19 protein-coding genes are annotated in these 14,856 nt (G+C 59.8%); 9 read left to right on the top strand and 10 right to left on the bottom strand.

Features of this window, described 5'->3' with window-relative positions; all coding sequences use genetic code 11:
- The 3 genes from ACRAUW_RS12650 to ACRAUW_RS12640 form a co-directional block, all read left to right on the top strand.
- Positions 1 to 264: hypothetical protein (locus ACRAUW_RS12650; protein WP_431362555.1), on the top strand; the 264-nt coding region annotated here is incomplete at its 5' end.
- Entirely contained in the window at positions 258 to 632 is a 375-nt protein-coding gene (locus ACRAUW_RS12645; protein ID WP_431362554.1) for a cytochrome b562, read from the top strand. The genes ACRAUW_RS12650 and ACRAUW_RS12645, both read left to right, overlap by 7 nt.
- The gene (locus ACRAUW_RS12640) at positions 613 to 1,167 is read left to right on the top strand and encodes a cytochrome b/b6 domain-containing protein (RefSeq protein ID WP_431362553.1); all 555 of its coding nucleotides are present in this window, start codon (positions 613 to 615) and stop codon (positions 1,165 to 1,167) included. Before ACRAUW_RS12645 ends, ACRAUW_RS12640 begins: the two co-directional genes overlap by 20 nt.
- Positions 1,168 to 1,320: 153 nt before the next feature.
- On the opposite strand, the gene gshA is transcribed toward ACRAUW_RS12640, so the two are convergent.
- The 4 genes from gshA to ACRAUW_RS12620 form a co-directional block, all read right to left on the bottom strand.
- The gene (gene gshA / locus ACRAUW_RS12635; RefSeq protein WP_431362552.1) at positions 1,321 to 2,919 is read right to left on the bottom strand and encodes a glutamate--cysteine ligase; all 1,599 of its coding nucleotides are present in this window, start codon (positions 2,917 to 2,919) and stop codon (positions 1,321 to 1,323) included.
- 61 nt (positions 2,920 to 2,980) lie between these two features.
- Complete coding sequence (locus ACRAUW_RS12630) at positions 2,981 to 5,794, bottom strand: M16 family metallopeptidase (protein WP_431362551.1); 2,814 nt, start codon at positions 5,792 to 5,794, stop codon at positions 2,981 to 2,983.
- A 27-nt stretch (positions 5,795 to 5,821) separates the two neighbouring features.
- Positions 5,822 to 6,259, bottom strand: coding sequence for a YqaA family protein (locus ACRAUW_RS12625; protein ID WP_431362550.1), 438 nt, complete (start codon positions 6,257 to 6,259; stop codon positions 5,822 to 5,824).
- Positions 6,260 to 6,338: 79 nt separating this feature from the next.
- The gene (locus ACRAUW_RS12620) at positions 6,339 to 7,316 is read right to left on the bottom strand and encodes an NADP-dependent oxidoreductase (protein ID WP_431362549.1); all 978 of its coding nucleotides are present in this window, start codon (positions 7,314 to 7,316) and stop codon (positions 6,339 to 6,341) included.
- 56 nt (positions 7,317 to 7,372) lie between these two features.
- On the opposite strand from ACRAUW_RS12620, the gene ACRAUW_RS12615 reads away from it, so the two are divergent.
- Positions 7,373 to 7,540: a hypothetical protein gene (locus tag ACRAUW_RS12615; RefSeq protein WP_162516863.1), complete on the top strand. Its 168-nt coding sequence runs from the start codon at positions 7,373 to 7,375 to the stop codon at positions 7,538 to 7,540.
- Between the two features lie 36 nt (positions 7,541 to 7,576).
- The gene (gene fos / locus ACRAUW_RS12610) at positions 7,577 to 7,978 is read left to right on the top strand and encodes a fosfomycin resistance glutathione transferase (protein WP_101531115.1); all 402 of its coding nucleotides are present in this window, start codon (positions 7,577 to 7,579) and stop codon (positions 7,976 to 7,978) included.
- 7 nt (positions 7,979 to 7,985) lie between these two features.
- Here the strand turns inward: fos and ACRAUW_RS12605 are convergent, their stop codons facing one another.
- Complete coding sequence (locus ACRAUW_RS12605; RefSeq protein WP_431362548.1) at positions 7,986 to 8,984, bottom strand: Preprotein translocase subunit SecY; 999 nt, start codon at positions 8,982 to 8,984, stop codon at positions 7,986 to 7,988.
- 255 nt (positions 8,985 to 9,239) lie between these two features.
- Here ACRAUW_RS12605 and ACRAUW_RS12600 point away from each other — a divergent pair, with 255 nt between their 5' ends.
- Together ACRAUW_RS12600 and ACRAUW_RS12595 are read left to right on the top strand one after the other, a co-directional pair.
- Positions 9,240 to 9,536 carry a hypothetical protein gene (locus ACRAUW_RS12600; RefSeq protein ID WP_431362547.1) on the top strand — a complete coding sequence of 99 codons (297 nt, stop codon included), beginning with the start codon at positions 9,240 to 9,242 and terminating at the stop codon, positions 9,534 to 9,536.
- A 40-nt stretch (positions 9,537 to 9,576) separates the two neighbouring features.
- The gene (locus ACRAUW_RS12595; RefSeq protein ID WP_431362556.1) at positions 9,577 to 9,903 is read left to right on the top strand and encodes a hypothetical protein; all 327 of its coding nucleotides are present in this window, start codon (positions 9,577 to 9,579) and stop codon (positions 9,901 to 9,903) included.
- 49 nt (positions 9,904 to 9,952) lie between these two features.
- Here the strand turns inward: ACRAUW_RS12595 and ACRAUW_RS12590 are convergent, their stop codons facing one another.
- From ACRAUW_RS12590 to rpsF, 4 genes are all read right to left on the bottom strand, one after another.
- On the bottom strand, positions 9,953 to 10,693 hold the full coding sequence (locus ACRAUW_RS12590; RefSeq protein ID WP_431362546.1) for a ferredoxin--NADP reductase: 741 nt from the start codon (positions 10,691 to 10,693) through the stop codon (positions 9,953 to 9,955).
- Between the two features lie 101 nt (positions 10,694 to 10,794).
- A complete protein-coding gene (gene rplI / locus ACRAUW_RS12585; protein WP_005308892.1) occupies positions 10,795 to 11,241 on the bottom strand; it encodes a 50S ribosomal protein L9 in 447 nt (148 codons plus the stop codon).
- 52 nt (positions 11,242 to 11,293) lie between these two features.
- On the bottom strand, positions 11,294 to 11,524 hold the full coding sequence (rpsR, locus tag ACRAUW_RS12580; protein WP_005308890.1) for a 30S ribosomal protein S18: 231 nt from the start codon (positions 11,522 to 11,524) through the stop codon (positions 11,294 to 11,296).
- A 30-nt stretch (positions 11,525 to 11,554) separates the two neighbouring features.
- Entirely contained in the window at positions 11,555 to 11,941 is a 387-nt protein-coding gene (gene rpsF / locus ACRAUW_RS12575; RefSeq protein WP_005308887.1) for a 30S ribosomal protein S6, read from the bottom strand.
- Positions 11,942 to 12,178: 237 nt separating this feature from the next.
- Between rpsF and ACRAUW_RS12570 the strand changes: the two genes are divergently transcribed.
- Positions 12,179 to 13,402 (top strand): Nramp family divalent metal transporter, encoded by a 1,224-nt coding sequence (locus ACRAUW_RS12570; RefSeq protein WP_005340487.1) that lies wholly within the window; start codon positions 12,179 to 12,181, stop codon positions 13,400 to 13,402.
- A gap of 111 nt (positions 13,403 to 13,513) precedes the next feature.
- On the top strand, positions 13,514 to 14,371 hold the full coding sequence (locus ACRAUW_RS12565) for a hypothetical protein (protein ID WP_431362545.1): 858 nt from the start codon (positions 13,514 to 13,516) through the stop codon (positions 14,369 to 14,371).
- A gap of 79 nt (positions 14,372 to 14,450) precedes the next feature.
- Here ACRAUW_RS12565 and ACRAUW_RS12560 read toward each other — a convergent pair.
- Positions 14,451 to 14,856: substrate binding domain-containing protein (locus tag ACRAUW_RS12560; RefSeq protein ID WP_431362544.1), on the bottom strand; the 406-nt coding region annotated here is incomplete at its 5' end.

Genomic DNA, 14,856 nt, shown 5'->3' with positions numbered 1-14,856 from the left:
CTCAATCTGAACAGCATTGCCGCTACGGCAGGTTTTTTGCTGCTGTTTACCCTTTCCTCCTCTTATCCTGCGTTATCCGAACTCAGTCAGTTACCGAGTGCAAACAAGCACCACATCCCTGTCACCATTTGCCACAAAAAACATCATTTTTCACAAACTCTTCACCCTGAGTCATGGCATCATGCTGGTGATGAATTCTTGTTTGGATTCATAAGCACCCATAACAATTCGAACATGTCGTTATATAAGGAAATCCCATGTTGAAAACCGTCCGCCCCCTGCTGCTGCCTCTGATATTTGGCCTGATGACCCTGCCTGCCGTGGCGGCTGATCTGGAACAGCCTATGAAGAAGATTGGCTTCAACTACAAGCAAGCCGTCAAGGCTGATGATGCAGCCACCATGGAGAAGCATATCAATGAGATGAAGGCCCAGCTGGATGTGGCCAAGCAGAAGAACATGCCGGCAGCCAAGAAAGAGAAGTTCCTTGAAGGGATGAACGAGGTACAGACCGAGCTGGATGCCAGCCTGGCCGCACTCAAGGCGGGTGATGAGGCCAAGGCGCGCGAACATCTGGCCAAGGTCAACGACCTGAAGAAGGAGTATCACAAATATGCCAAGCAAAAAGGGTGAGCCCTTTCGCTGGGATCCGCTGGTTCGCCTGACTCACTGGGGCTTGGCGGCGGTCTGCATCGGCAACCTCTGGGTTAACGAAGCGGGCGAGGAGTGGCACGAGTGGTTGGGTTACGGCGCCATTGGGCTGGTCTCCTTGCGGCTGATCTGGGGGCTCACTTTCGCCCGTGGCTACGCCCGCCTTGGCGCCCTGATCCCCAGTGGTGAGGATTTTCGCCAGCAGGCGCGCGAGATGCGTGAGCGGCAGCCTCCGGCACCGGGCCATCACGGCAGCGGCAAGCTGGCCGTGTGGGCGCTCTGGCTGGTCGTGCTGGCGACAGCAGGCAGCGGCTGGTTTCAAAATACCGAGACGGGATTTGAACTGGGGGCTGACGAGTGGCATGAGTGGTGCGTGGTGGCGCTACAGGGGCTGATAGGTCTGCACCTGCTGGCCATCGTGCTCACCTCATGGTGTCAGCGCAGCAATCTGGTTACTCGGATGCTACCCGCCGGGCGTCGCTCATCCATCCAGAGCGGCAGCAACGAGCAAACCTGATGCTCAGCATCAGGCTACTGGGGGCAAGAACCTGGCCCGACCCAGACCCGCCCATTGCGGCTCTTTTCTATGACGTTGCCCTGATGGCGGATGCCAAAAAGCCGCTCACTCGAGCGGCTTTTTGTTGGCACTTTGGTTGGTACGAACCCGTCTTCAGGCCGCTGTGGTACTGGTTCCAAAGTAGTCGGCCAGGAAGTCATCGAACGACAGGCTGTCGCTGCGCTCGCGCTCCCGCTGCTTGGCCAGCGAATCCTTCGCCTCACCGGCAAAGTAGGCCTCATCCCAGTACTGCAGCTCCCCTGCCAGCAGCTCCTCGCGATAGCGGGTCGCCAGCTTGTCGCCATAGCAGCCGTTGTCCTTGCCACTCTCCAGCAGCTCCTTAAGCATGCGGGCGGAGTAGGTGAGCTCGGGGTTGAGCAGCTTCTCGCGATGCATCGCCAGCGTCTCGCGATAGCGGTTGCGGCCGCAGCAGCGATCCAGCAGGTCGGCAACCTGAGCCAGCTCGTCGAACAGTTTGAGGCCGTACTCTTTGAGGCCAATAGCATTGCCCTGCTCATCTTCAAGCGTCAGGCCGGGGCGACGCCCCTCCAGTACCACCTTGCTCTGGTTGCGGCGGTTGCGGGCAATCTCCTTGTCACTCAGCACCGGAGAGGGGCGCAGCAGGCACCAGACCAGGAACAGGTCAAAGAAGCGGATCTGGTCGGCATCGATGCCGAGCGGGGTGAAAGGGTTGACGTCCACGGTGCGCAGCTCGATGTATTCGATGCCGCGCTGATCCAGCGCATCCGAGGGCTTCTCGCCGCTGCGCGGGGTGCGCTTGGGCCGGATTGGGGCGTAAAGCTCGTTCTCCAGCTGCAACACGTTGTCGTTGAGCTGACGATACTCCCCATCCACCTTGACCCCGATCTTGGCAAAGTCGGGATTGTGGGTGTTGATGGCGCGGCGCAGGCTGCTGACATAGGCCGGCAGATTGTCGTGGCTGATCTTGAGCCCAGCCTGGGCGCTGTTGGTATAACCCAGATCAGAGAGACGCAGCGCGGTGGCGTAAGGCAGATAGAGGGTGCCCTTGCCGGTCTTCTCGAACGGCAGGTTGCTCTTGCGCCCTTTGAGGAAGGATTCGCAGATGGCCGGGGAGGCGCCAAACAGATAGGGCACCAGCCAGCCGAAGCGGTAGACGTTGCGAATAAGCCCCATGTACTTGTCGGAGATAAAGCGCTGGCTGCAGCACCCTTCGCACACCAGATCCTGCCACTCGCTCCAGAAGCTGTCAGGCATGGAGAAGTTGAAGTGCACCCCGGCGATCACCTGCATCAGGCTGCCGTAGCGGTTCTTCAAGCCCTGACGGTAGAGGGTCTTCATCTTGCCGATATTGGAGCTGCCGTACTGGGCCAGCCGGATGCTCTCTTCCCCGCCGACGAAGCAGGGCATGGAGAGCGGCCAAATCCGCTCGTCACCCAGATGCTGAATCACATGGTGATGGATGTCGCCGAGCTGCTCCATCAGGCTGTCGATGGAGTCGGTGGCCGGGGTGATGAACTCCAGCAGGCTCTCCGAGTAGTCGGTGGTGATATTGGGATGGGTCAGGGCCGAGCCCAGCGCCCGGGGATGGTCACTCTGGGCGAGTCGGCCATCCGGCGTGATGCGCAGGCATTCACGTTCGATCCCGCGCCGGATCCCCTTGAGCGCGGTGAGGCGCTCCGGTGATCCCAACGCATTCAGCAACTCGGTGAGTGACAAGCTTGTTGTAGTCATATTCACGGCTCATGTGAGGCCGCCCCATCCGAGGCGGCTCTTGATTTTTATAAAGCGTCAGTTACGGCAACTGCAGCGGATAGATGGGAAGATGAAGCTCCTTCAGGGGTTTTTCAAGCTTTTGCTTGTCTCCCACCACCACGATCACCATGTCGGCCGGATTGAGCCAACGGGCGGCACTGGCCTTCAGCGCCTCGGGTGACACCGTTTTGATCAGCTTGTTCTGCGCCTGCACATAGTCCGGTTTCAGGTCATACATCACCATCTGCAGCAGGAAGCCCGCCTTTTGATCGAGGGTTTCGTAGGAGAGGACATCCTGCTGGGAAACCGCGCTGCGCATATAGGCCAGCTCGACCGGGGTCGGGCCACTCTTGCGGTAGTTGTCCATCTCCTTGAGGAACTGGCGGATGGCATCCACGGTCGCATCGGCCCGCACATTGGCGCCGGTGGCGAAGGTGCCCACCTCGCGGTTGGCGGAGAAACCCGAGCTGGCGCCGTAGGTGTAGCCCTTGTCTTCCCGCAGGTTGAGGTTGATGCGGCTGTTGAAGTTGCCACCCAGGTTAAAGTTCATCAGCCCGGCGGTGAAGTAATTCCCCGTGGTATCGAACGGCATGGCGCGACGACCGATGCGGATCACCGACTGGGGCGCCCCCGGTTTGTCGACCAGATAGATGCCCGGCTTGGCCTGCTCACCCTTGAGCTTGAGATCCCCCAGGGTCGGCGTTGCCCCCTTCCACTCGGTCAGGAAGCCAAGTTGCTCCTCGATCTGCTTCTGATCCACATCACCGACCACCACCACTTTGGCGTTGGTGGGGTTGTAGTAGGCCTGATAGAAGTGCTTCACGTCCGCCAGGGTCAGCTTGGCCACATCGGCCGCTACCCCGTCGGTAGGTTGACCGAGGCGGTTCTGCTTGCCGTAGACCAGCTCGCGGAACGCCTGCCCGGCCAGCCACTCGGGCTGCTGCTGGGCCTGTTGCATCCCTTGCAGCAACTGCGCCTTGACCCGTTCGAAGTCCGCCTCCCGCATGCCTGGGCGCTCCAGCACCTCGCGCACCAGCGCCAGGGTCTGGGGCAACTTGTCCGCCAGCGAGCTGACGGTGATGAGGTTGTTGTACTGGGCGCTGGAGACATCGATGCTTGAGCCCAGCTTTTGCAGCTCATCGCTCAGCTGAGCCTCGGTCAGGCGCACCGTGCCCTGCCCCATCATGGCGGCGGTCAGATTGGCCAGCCCCAGTTGCCCCTTATCTTCGGCACGCATGCCGCCCGGCAGGGCGATCATGATGGATACAGCCGGGATCTCGTCACTCTTGGTGCCGATGATCTCGATGTTCTTGTCGAGCTTGCCGTGCCAGATGGCGGGCACCTTGACGCTCACCGCCTCGCTCGCCTTGGGCTGCACGCTGCGATCGAAATTGTCTTTTACCGGTCGTTCAGCCAACGCTTCGTCATGCTTGCTGTAATCCGGCAGCTCGCGCTTGGCGGGGGTAAAGTTCGGGGTGGCAACCTGCCACTCTGTCTTGCCCTTGGGCACCACGCTCAGCACCACCGCAGGCTTGCCGGCGATGAACTTGTCGTAGGCCGCCTTCACCTGCTCCGGTGTCACCTTGCCGATGGCATCGAGGGTCTTGAACACATAGTTGGGATCCTGGGCAAACACCTGACCCATGGCGAGCTGGCTCACCTTGCCGGAGACGCTGTCCAGACCCCAGATGGCGGAGGCACGGTACTTGGCGATCGCCTTCTCCAGATCTTCCGGTTTGAGGCCGCGCTGGGCAAACTCGCCGATCACCTTGTCCACCTCCCCCTTGAGAGTCTTGAGGCTGCCATCTACCGTCGGGTTGGGATAGGCGTAGACGGTCAGAGTACAGGCCAGCTCTTCGCAGTAGTGGGACGCCCCCACATCGATCGCCTTGCCGGTTTTCACCAGCGACTGGTAGAGCATGGCGCTGGCGGAGCCGCCGAGTACGTCGGCAAACATGTCGAGCGCCGGCTCCTGCGGATCACCAAGGGAGACGGTGGGGTAGCTGATATAGAGCAGCGGCAGGTGTACCTTGTCCTGCAGCGTCACGTAGCGGGTCTCGGGCAGGGTCACCGGCTTTGGCGTCGGTTCGGCCACGTCCGGGCCGCGCGGGATGGCGCCGAAGTACTGCTCGATCCACGCAAGGGCCTGCTTGCTGTCAAAGTCGCCGCCCAGAGTCAGGGTGGCGTTGTTGGGGCCATACCAGCGCAGGAAGAACTGCTTGAGGTCGTTCACATCGACCCGGTCGAGATCTTCCACGTAACCGATAGGCTGCCAGGAGTAGGGGTGAGTACGCGGATAGAGCGCCTCCCCCACCTTCTCGCTCACCAGCCCGTACGGCTGGTTGTCGACCCGCTGGGCCCGTTCGTTCTTGACGGTGGCGCGCTGGATCTCGAACTTCTTCTGGCTCACCGCATCGAGCAGGAAGCCCATCCGATCCGCCTCCAGCCAGAGCACTTTTTCCAGCTGGTTGGCAGGCACGGTTTCGTAGTAGTTGGTGCGATCCTTGTTGGTGGTGCCGTTCATGTCACCACCGGCCTCGTTGATGATCCGCATATGCTCCTGATCACCGACGTGTTTCGAGCCCTGGAACATCATGTGCTCGAAGAAGTGGGCGAAACCGGACTTGCCGACCGTCTCGCGGGATGAGCCGACGTGATAGGTCACATCGAGGTGCACCAGCGGATCGGAGCGGTCGGGGGCCAAGATCACGGTCAGGCCGTTGTCCAGCTTGTACATCTGGTAGGGGATGGCAAGCTTGCCCTCCTCCTTGCCCTGTTCGGCGATCAGGGTCGGTGCCGCCATCACCGGCAGGGTGAAGCCCAGCAGAATCGTTAAAGGTATGACTTTGTTCACGGTAACCTCGTGAGTGACAAAAACAGGCTAGAAAATATGGCTGGCCAGCAGAAAAACCAGGGCATAACGGAACAATTTGCCGAGCCCGATCAGGATAAGAGAGCGCCAGAAGGAGAGACGCAGCCAACCGGCCAGCAGACAGAGACCATCACCGACCACCGGCGTCCAGGCAAGCAGCAGACACCAGTGACCATGTTGTTTGAGCCAGCCTAAGGCTTTTTGTTCCCCACGGCCTTGAAAATCTTCCGGTTTCTTCTTGAAGGTGGCGAGCCAGCCGAGCCACCAGGTGGTCATGGATCCGAGGGTATTGCCCAGCGTTGCCCACAGTAGCAGGCTCGCCATGCTCCATTCCCCCTTGGCCGCCATGGCCCCCAGCAGCACTTCGGAGCTACCGGGCAGCAGGGTGGCGGAGGTAAAGGCACTTAAAAAGAGCCATCCGAGCCCCAACCCCATTAACTCATTCATGATGCGCGTCCCCACCACCCAGGCAAGGACGCGAGGCGCTCAATAACAGCCACACCATGTGCCATCTCCATCATCTCGCTCATGCAGGATAACCGTCGGCCGCAGGCATCCGCAGCAACAGTTTGCCGCGTACATGACCCCCTTCGATGGCTTGATGGGCCCGCGCCCCCTCGGCCAGGGGGAATTCATCGGCGAGGGTGACCCTCACCTCCCCCTGACGCAGCAGCAGCAACATCTGGCTCAGCTGCTTCTGGTCGGGGTGAACCAGCATGCCGACCACCTCGATCCCCACCGCAGCACCAGCATCCTTGATCTGCTGGGCGGTGATGGTGGGCACCGTCACCAGGCGGCCACCCGGCTTGACGCAGGCGAGTGCCGCCTTGCCGCTCTCGCCCCCCACCAGATCCAGCACCAGATCGACCTGACCGGCCTCTGTCACCATCCGTGCTGGCCAGTTCGCATCATGGTAATCCACCATCCAGCGCGCCCCCAGAGCGTGCAGGAAGCCATGGTTGTCGGAGCTGGCGGTAGCCACCACCTCGGCGCCATAGGCGCTGGCAAACTGCACCGCCAGATGGCCGACACCACCGGCACCGGCAAGGATCAATACCCGCTGACCGCTCTGGAGGCCGCCGTGCTCAAGCAGCCCCTGCCAGGCGGTGAGACCGGCCAGCGGCAGCGCCGCCCCCTGCTGCAGGCTCACTCCGTCGAGCTTGACCAGCTCGCCTTCGCTTGCCACCACAGATTCCCCGTAGCCACCTGCGGTAAGGGGAAAACCGACCATGCCGCACACCCGATCCCCCTCGACCAGCGAGGTCACACCGGGGCCCACCTTCTCCACCACGCCGGAGATGTCATAACCCGGTGTCCAGGGCAGCTTGTCCTTGTTCTGGGCCGCCGCCCAGCCAAGACCGGCGCGGGTTTTGGCATCGATGGGGTTCACCCCCGCAAAGCAGATGCGCACCCGTACTTCACCATCGGCTGGCACCTTATCGAGGGAAGGGTTGAGCTTGAGTACCGAGGGGTCACCGAATGCGGTAATCTGTAGTTGCGTCATTGCACAATCCATCCTGTTGATTGATCAAGGGTCAACAGAATAACAGCGAGGGCACCATGGCTCGAATGTTTCTTATTCCTCTGTTGCTGGCACTGGGGTGGTGGGCGTTTCTGCTCTACTTCCGCATCCCGCTCAAACAGGGGGCCAAGGGGTTTTACTGGATCATCGGCATCGGTGGCGGACTGGCCGCCTTCCTCAGCCTGATGATGGTGCTGACCAACTAATGGTTACGCGTTTGATATTGGATAAAGGGAGCAACAATGCTGAGCGGATTGAATCATTTGACCTTGGCAACGGGAGATCTTGAAAAGAGCTTTACGTTTTACGTTGATTTACTCGGTTTTCGCCCCAAGGTGCGATGGGCTCGCGGGGCCTATTTAACTCTGGGGGAGCTGTGGCTCTGCCTTTCCAGTGACCCCGCTAAACCCGCCGAAGACTATAGCCATGTCGCCCTAAGTATCGCTGCGGAACACTTCTCAGAGTTCTGTGCCCGCCTGCGCCAGGCGGGCATCGAAGAGTGGAAGACAAATAGCAGCGAAGGGGACTCATTCTATCTAAAGGACCCGGACGGTCATCAACTAGAGATCCATGTTGGCAACCTTGCCAGTCGCCTCGATTCACTCAAGACACGTCCTTATGATGGCCTAGTCTGGTTCGAATAAAACGGGTTCAATCGCTGTCAGTACGCAGATGATAATGGCGATTGCTGCCCTGACCCAGTACCCCTTGCGACAGCAGATGGTGGAACACCCGATCCACCTCCTCCAGCGAGAGTGACAGTGCCTGCGCCACCGAGCGCTTGCTGCACTTGAGCTCACCGCTCACCAGCGCACCGCGCACCTGCGCCAGCACTTCGGGGGCGGGCTCGGGGGGCATGATGGGCTCTGGCTGGGCTGCCATCGCCAACGACTCCTGCGCCTCTCTGCGAGCTTGATCCTGCTGCCAGCACCACATCCGGCGAAAGCGGTTCTCCTCGCCGATCAGGCTGACGAAGAAGGCGCCGAACACGTCGAGCAGCACCGAGAGGAAGCAGACCAGCAGGAACTGCACCTGACTGATGCTCATCCCTACCCCGTCCGCCAGACTGCTCATCAGCCCCAGCATGGAGGATTGTTCGTTGACCGGCTTGGCATCGCGCTGCTGACGCAGCTCATCCTGCTGCAAGCGCAGCTTGGTGTTGGCGTGCTGCAACGAGGAAACGCCGCTGGAGATGCGCTCCAGCTCGATATATTTGCGGGCCGCCTCCTCGTTGAGCTGGATCTGCCGCTCGATGCTGGCGATCTGCTCGTCGAAACGGGCCAGCTCCCGCTCGTGGCGCGCCTGCTGGCTCAGTACCGTATTGGTGGCGCTGTTGATGCCACCAATACTGCCGCCGATGGAGATAGCCGCCAGCACGCTGTAGAACAGCAGCGACCAGAAAGCGCCACTCAAATCCCGCCGCGCCTTGCGCTCGCCGTACTCGTACCAGACGTAAAACTTGCCCAGCTCGAAGATGATGGCCAAGCCGCCGAACAGCCACTTCATCAGCGGGTTGTCATCGATGGAGAGGAACAGCAGCAGGGAGAAGATAATGGAAGCCAGAATGGCCAACCCGGTGAAACTGTATACCGTCGTCAGAGCAAACCACCCCTTGGGGTAGCGCAGCGCGGAGGAGTCCTGTGTGGTCATGATGAAGGGGTGTGCTGTGCAGGAAAAGTTGGCTGCCGATTATAGTCGCCAGACTCGCCCAGAGAAGGGCAAATGACTGAATTCCTTCAGATTGGCAACCAGCTGCCCAGAGTGCGACCAAAACGGACAAATCGGCAGCAGAAAAGCGATACAATCCCTCCCTGACTTGATCATGTGGTGAGATGGGGAACAGTTCCGCCCGGGTTCAGCTCCGGTCTGTACACTCATCCACCGTTGCAATTATCCGAGGCCATCATGAACAGTAAGACCACTTTGCTACTCTCCCTTCTCCTGATTACCGGCAGCGCCGCAGCGACCCAGCAATATCAAGAGAGCAGTGGCTCCGAATTCTCCGTCGATGAGCTTAAATTCAATCTGGACTGGGATGACAAGCAGTTCGGCTGGACCCAGAACGACTGCCTCGACTTGGGGGTCGGCGAAACCGCCCCGGCCGACTGCAGGGCGGTCAAATTCAATCTGGAAGATGAAGAGAACCGCAACCAGCCGCCCAGCACCAACCAGCTCTCCGCCCCTCAGGGTAATAACCAGTAATGTCATGGAGTATTGCAATATGAGCGCACCGACCAGAACCATGCTGAACAAAAATGCCCTGCTGCTCTCCCTGCTGATGGCGCACGGCATCGCGGTTGCAGCACCGCCAAGCAAAAATAGCGATGGCATCAAGATCTCCGGCGATGACCTCAAGATCAATCTCGACTGGGATGATAAAGAGTACGACTGGTGGCAAGACAACTGCCTGGATCTTGGCATTGGCGACAGCCGGATCAAGCTCAACTGCGACAAGATGGATGGCAAGTACCGGGATCACTACAACCGCAGTATCCACAGCGGCAATAACCCGGGACAGGGTCACGACAAACACCATGACAAGAACAAGGGCAACGGCAAGAAGAACTGAACGCCCTCACCTGATGCAGCAGGGGCCTGGCGCCCCTGTGCTGATTGTTTTACCAATAATTCTCCGCACTGATATTGCCCGGCGCCCGCCGCAGATTCTTGGCCAACCCCAACGCCAGCAAGGTCTGCTGGGTCTCTTTCACCATCTCCGGATTGCCACAGATCAGCACCTGACTCAGCTCGGGTGAAAACTCCAACCCTACCCGCTGCTGCAACTGGCCGCTGGCAATCGCCGCCGGGATCCGCCCTGCCATTGCATCGGGCCAGGGCTCGCGGCTGACAAAGGGGACATAGCGAAAGCGCTCGCCATGTTGCTCGGCAAAGCTGGCGATCAAATCCTGATAGCTCAGCTCCTCGCCTTTGCGCACCCCGTGCACCAGCACCAGATTATCGAAACGGTTGAACGCCTCGCCATCGGCCAGCATGGAGAGGAAGGGGCCGATGGCAGTGCCGGTCGAGAGCAGCCAGAGATCGCGCCCGGCCGGTACCTCATCCAACGTCAGAAAACCGGTGGCCTGGGATTGCACCAGCAGGGTATCGCCTGCTTGCAGCGAGCCGAGCGAGGGAGTCAGCTCACCGCTCGGGATCTCGACCAGATAGAACTCGTGGTATGGCGCAGAGGGAGGATTGACGAAGGAGTAGGCGCGCTGAATGCGGCGATCGCCCTGCTCAAGGGCCAGCTTGGTGAATTGACCTGCCTTGTAGGGGGCCAGCTCGGCCGCTACCTGCAGGGAGAACAGGGTGGGTGTCCATTCGATGCGTTCGATGACGCGGCCTTCTACCCAAGCCATAAGGATCTCCTCCAGTGGAACAGACCTTCACTCTACCCCCGGGCCGGAAAATAAAAAACCCGCGCAAAAGCGCGGGTTTTTTCTGCAAAAGCGAATCGCTATTACAGGGCAACAACCTGGATCTGTACGGTTGCTTTAACGTCAGCGTGCAGCTGAACAGCAACTTCGTAGTCACCGGTGTTACGCAGAACGTTGCCCATGCGGACTTCGCTCTTGGCAACGGCTACGCCGGCAGCAGTGATGGCTTCAGCCACGTCACGGGTACCGATGGAACCGAACAGCTTGCCTTCGTCGCCAGACTTGGAAGCGATAACCACGGTAGCCAGTTCGGCCAGCTTGGCAGCACGCTCTTCAGCAGCAGCTTTGTTGGCAGCCAGTTTGGCTTCCAGCTCAGCGCGACGAGCACCGAAAGCTTCGATGTTGGCCTTGGTGGCCATAACAGCTTTGCCTTGCGGGATCAGGAAGTTACGGGCATAACCAGCTTTAACAGAAACTTGGTCACCCAGACCGCCCAGTTTGGCGATTTTGTCGAGCAGGATAACTTGCATTACCTTTCCTCTATAAATTTCGTTGAGTTAGGCTTAAGTGCCGGACCGATTCTTACTTGTTGTGCAGATCGGTGTACGGCAGCAGAGCCAGGTAACGAGCACGCTTGATGGCGCGTGCCAGCTGACGCTGATACTTGGCGCGGGTACCGGTGATACGGCTCGGTACGATCTTGCCAGATTCAGTGATGTAGTTTTTCAGAGTAACGATATCTTTGTAGTCGATCTCGGTAACGTTCTCGGCGGTGAAGCGGCAGAACTTACGACGACGGAAATAACGTGCCATGGCCTTTATCCTCTAGTCAGTGATCCAGAATTACTCTTCGGAAGCAGCTTCAGTAGCTTCTTCGCGGCGCTCGTCGTCACGACGGGTGAAGCGCTCTTCTTTGGCCTTGGCCATCGGAGAAACTTCAGTCACGGCGTGCTTGGTGCGCATGATCATGTTGCGGATAACGGCATCGTTGAAGCGGAAGTTGGTTTCCAGCTCATCGATAACGGCTTGCTCTGCTTCTACGTTCATCAGAACGTAGTGGGCTTTGTGCAGTTTGTCGATCGGGTAAGCCAGCTGACGACGGCCCCAATCTTCCAGGCGATGAATGGTACCACCGGAGGTGGTGATGGCGCCGGTGTAACGCTCGATCATGCCGGGAACTTGCTCGCTCTGGTCCGGATGAACCATGAAGACGATTTCGTAATGACGCATTTTAGCTCCTTACGGATTAATTCAGCCTCCGCCCAGGTGCAGCCAGACCTCGGAGGCAAGGAACATAAAGGTGTTTAGTCGCTGCTTTTCTAGGGCGGCGTATTGTACGAAATCACATCCCTCACTGCAACTGACTGCCTTAAATGTTTTTCCCGATGGAAATCATCAGAAACAACAATTGATAACAATTATCATTTAGATTTATTCTCTCTCCATATCCTTATGGAGGGTGATGCCATGCAACCCGCACTGACGACTACGATTCCAGCCCGCAAATTCAAACTGACCCTGCTCGGGCCTGCCTTTATCGCCGCCATTGGCTATATCGACCCGGGCAACTTCGCCACCAATATTCAGGCGGGCTCTACCTTTGGCTACCAACTGCTCTGGGTGGTGGTATGGGCCAACCTGATGGCCATGCTGGTGCAAACCCTCTCGGCCAAACTCGGTATCGTCACCGGCAAGAATCTGGCGGAGCACATCCGCGACCGACTGCCGAAACCGGCGGTCTGGGCCTACTGGGTGCAGGCAGAGATCATCGCCATGGCCACCGATCTCGCCGAATTTATCGGCGCCGCAGTCGGCTTCAAGCTGCTGCTTGGCGTGACCTTGCTTGAAGGGGCCTGCATCACCGCCGTGGTGACCTGGGGGATCCTGATGCTGCAATCCCGTGGCCAGAAACCGCTGGAGTTCGTGGTCGGCGGCCTGTTGCTGTTTGTCGCGGCAGCCTACATCGTCGAGCTGATCTTCTCCCGCCCCCATCTGCCCAGCCTGCTGGAAGGGGCTCTCTTCCCCGGTCTGCCCAACAGCGATGCCGTCTATCTGGCCGCCGGTGTGCTCGGGGCCACCGTGATGCCCCACGTTATCTATCTGCACTCGGCACTGACCCAGCACACGCAGGATCAGGGCTCGGTCAGCCAGCGGCTGCACACCACCCGGGTCGATGTGGCGATTGCCATGACCATCGCCGGCTTCGTCAATCTGGCGATGATGGCGATGGCGGCCGCTGCGTTCCACAGCTCGGGCCACCAGCAGGTGGCGGAGCTGGAGTCCGCCTATCAGACCCTCACTCCGCTGCTGGGTCAGGCGGCGGCCACCCTGTTTGGCCTCTCGCTGGTCGCCTCCGGCATCAGCTCTACCGTGGTAGGCACCTTGGCCGGGCAAGTGGTGATGCAGGGATTTGTCCGCTTTACCATCCCGCTCTGGCTGCGTCGCGCCATCACCATGGCTCCCGCCTTCGTGGTGATCGCCATGGGTCTCAACACCACCGAAATTCTGGTGCTGAGTCAGGTGATCCTGAGCTTTGGCATCGCGCTGGCCCTGATCCCGCTGTTGATGCTGACCGGCGATCGGGCGCTGATGGGGCAACATCGCAACCACCCCGTCACCCAGGCGGTAGGACGCCTTATCGTTGCGCTGGTGATCGGCCTCAACGCCTATCTGCTGGTTGCCATGATCTAGCGAACCGTAAAACCGAGAAGAGGGGCTCATTAACACTGGTTAATGAGCCTCTTCACACTTTGGCGTATGCTGCCGCTTTCTCTTCTCATTTATCGTTGCGGGAGCCTTGCCATGGAACATACCCGAGCCAGCTTCGTGCTGGGCCATCATCAGGAGCAGGCCAGCGTGGTCTGCTGCCAGCGCGGTGACACCACGCTGCTGGTCACCGACCTCACCCCCTTTCATCCCCAGAGCCACCTCTGGCCCGATCAGCCGGGGGACGTGGGCCATGCTCGCTGGGAAGGGGGCGAAGCCGCCATTGGCCCTTGCCGGATGGGGGCTATCAGCCCGGATGGCGAGCTGTTTGTCGATACTGCCATTCCGGCCAAACGGGGCGCTGAGGGGTGGCGTTTCGTGGTGGTCCACCCGCTGACCGGAGACCACGCGCTGGCCATCGGTAGCCAGGTCGAATTGCAAGTAGATAGCGCTGCCCGCCACGCCCTGAGTCTGGGCCATAGCGGCTGCCATCTGGCCGCACTGGCGCTCAATCGAGTACTAACCCCCTACTGGCGCAAGGAGGTAAGCGAGCGCGATGCTCTGGGTCAGCCCGACTTCGATCGTCTTGCAATTCAAAGCTCGCGGGTCGAGCCTATGGGCTCACGTGAGCAGTACCGCATCGGCAAGAGCCTGCGCAAAAAGGGGGTCAACAGCGAGGCGTTGCTGGCAGATCTGGCGCTGATTGAAGAGAAGGTCAACCGGCAGCTGGCCGACTGGATCGCAGCCGGGGGCGAAATCCGCCGCAGCCGCGCTGGCGAGGCGATCATCGATTCCCGTTACTGGCACTGCATACTGGAAGGCCAGGAGGTGACCATTCCCTGTGGTGGCACCCATGTTGCCTCGCTCGCCGAGTTGGGGGAGGTCAAGGTACAGCTCACTCAAGTGGAAGAGGGCTTTGCCATGCTGACCCGGGTCACCCCGATCCACAGCTAACCCCGCCGCCTTCACAACACGCGCCACCGCCCCCATGTGGCGGCGCTTGTTGAGCGCACTCTCTCGCAAGGGAACCCGGCTAGCGAGGGATCCCAGCACCCAGCTGGTCAGCGATCGCATCCATCAAGGCCCTCACCCGGCGCGGTTGACTTCGACTAGAGGGATAAACCAGTTGCAAGCGGGAAGGGGTGGTTGAAAAGGGGGCCAGCACTTCCTGCAATGCGCCTCTGGCCAGATCCTCCTGCACATCCCACCAGGATTTGAAACAGAGCCCCAACCCCTGCAGACACCAGCGGCGTACCAGCAGACCGTTGTTGGTTACCCGCTGGCCAGCCACCTGTACCCGATAGGGTGCTCCATTAACCTCGAATCCCCAATTGCGATCGGGGGCACCACCAAAACGCATCACCAGACAGTCGTGCCGCTGCAACTCGTCCGGATGACGGGGAATGCCCCGCCGCTGCAAGTAATCCGGGGAGGCGCAC

The organism is Aeromonas sp. (genome assembly GCF_050633025.1).
Taxonomy (GTDB): Bacteria; Pseudomonadota; Gammaproteobacteria; order Enterobacterales; family Aeromonadaceae; genus Aeromonas.
This window is presented reverse-complemented; position numbering and strand designations above follow the sequence as displayed.

Excerpts from the sequence above, each read along its gene's own strand:
- ACRAUW_RS12645 (WP_431362554.1), top strand. The coding sequence starts at position 258 with ATGTTGAAAACCGTCCGCCCCCTGCTGCTGCCTCTGATATTTGGCCTG.
- ACRAUW_RS12640 (WP_431362553.1), top strand. The coding sequence starts at position 613 with ATGCCAAGCAAAAAGGGTGAGCCCTTTCGCTGGGATCCGCTGGTTCGC.
- gshA (WP_431362552.1), bottom strand. The coding sequence starts at position 2,919 with ATGACTACAACAAGCTTGTCACTCACCGAGTTGCTGAATGCGTTGGGA.
- ACRAUW_RS12625 (WP_431362550.1), bottom strand. The coding sequence starts at position 6,259 with ATGAATGAGTTAATGGGGTTGGGGCTCGGATGGCTCTTTTTAAGTGCC.
- ACRAUW_RS12620 (WP_431362549.1), bottom strand. The coding sequence starts at position 7,316 with ATGACGCAACTACAGATTACCGCATTCGGTGACCCCTCGGTACTCAAG.
- ACRAUW_RS12615 (WP_162516863.1), top strand. The coding sequence starts at position 7,373 with ATGGCTCGAATGTTTCTTATTCCTCTGTTGCTGGCACTGGGGTGGTGG.
- fos (WP_101531115.1), top strand. The coding sequence starts at position 7,577 with ATGCTGAGCGGATTGAATCATTTGACCTTGGCAACGGGAGATCTTGAA.
- ACRAUW_RS12605 (WP_431362548.1), bottom strand. The coding sequence starts at position 8,984 with ATGACCACACAGGACTCCTCCGCGCTGCGCTACCCCAAGGGGTGGTTT.
- ACRAUW_RS12600 (WP_431362547.1), top strand. The coding sequence starts at position 9,240 with ATGAACAGTAAGACCACTTTGCTACTCTCCCTTCTCCTGATTACCGGC.
- ACRAUW_RS12595 (WP_431362556.1), top strand. The coding sequence starts at position 9,577 with ATGCTGAACAAAAATGCCCTGCTGCTCTCCCTGCTGATGGCGCACGGC.
- ACRAUW_RS12590 (WP_431362546.1), bottom strand. The coding sequence starts at position 10,693 with ATGGCTTGGGTAGAAGGCCGCGTCATCGAACGCATCGAATGGACACCC.
- rplI (WP_005308892.1), bottom strand. The coding sequence starts at position 11,241 with ATGCAAGTTATCCTGCTCGACAAAATCGCCAAACTGGGCGGTCTGGGT.
- rpsR (WP_005308890.1), bottom strand. The coding sequence starts at position 11,524 with ATGGCACGTTATTTCCGTCGTCGTAAGTTCTGCCGCTTCACCGCCGAG.
- rpsF (WP_005308887.1), bottom strand. The coding sequence starts at position 11,941 with ATGCGTCATTACGAAATCGTCTTCATGGTTCATCCGGACCAGAGCGAG.
- ACRAUW_RS12570 (WP_005340487.1), top strand. The coding sequence starts at position 12,179 with ATGCAACCCGCACTGACGACTACGATTCCAGCCCGCAAATTCAAACTG.
- ACRAUW_RS12565 (WP_431362545.1), top strand. The coding sequence starts at position 13,514 with ATGGAACATACCCGAGCCAGCTTCGTGCTGGGCCATCATCAGGAGCAG.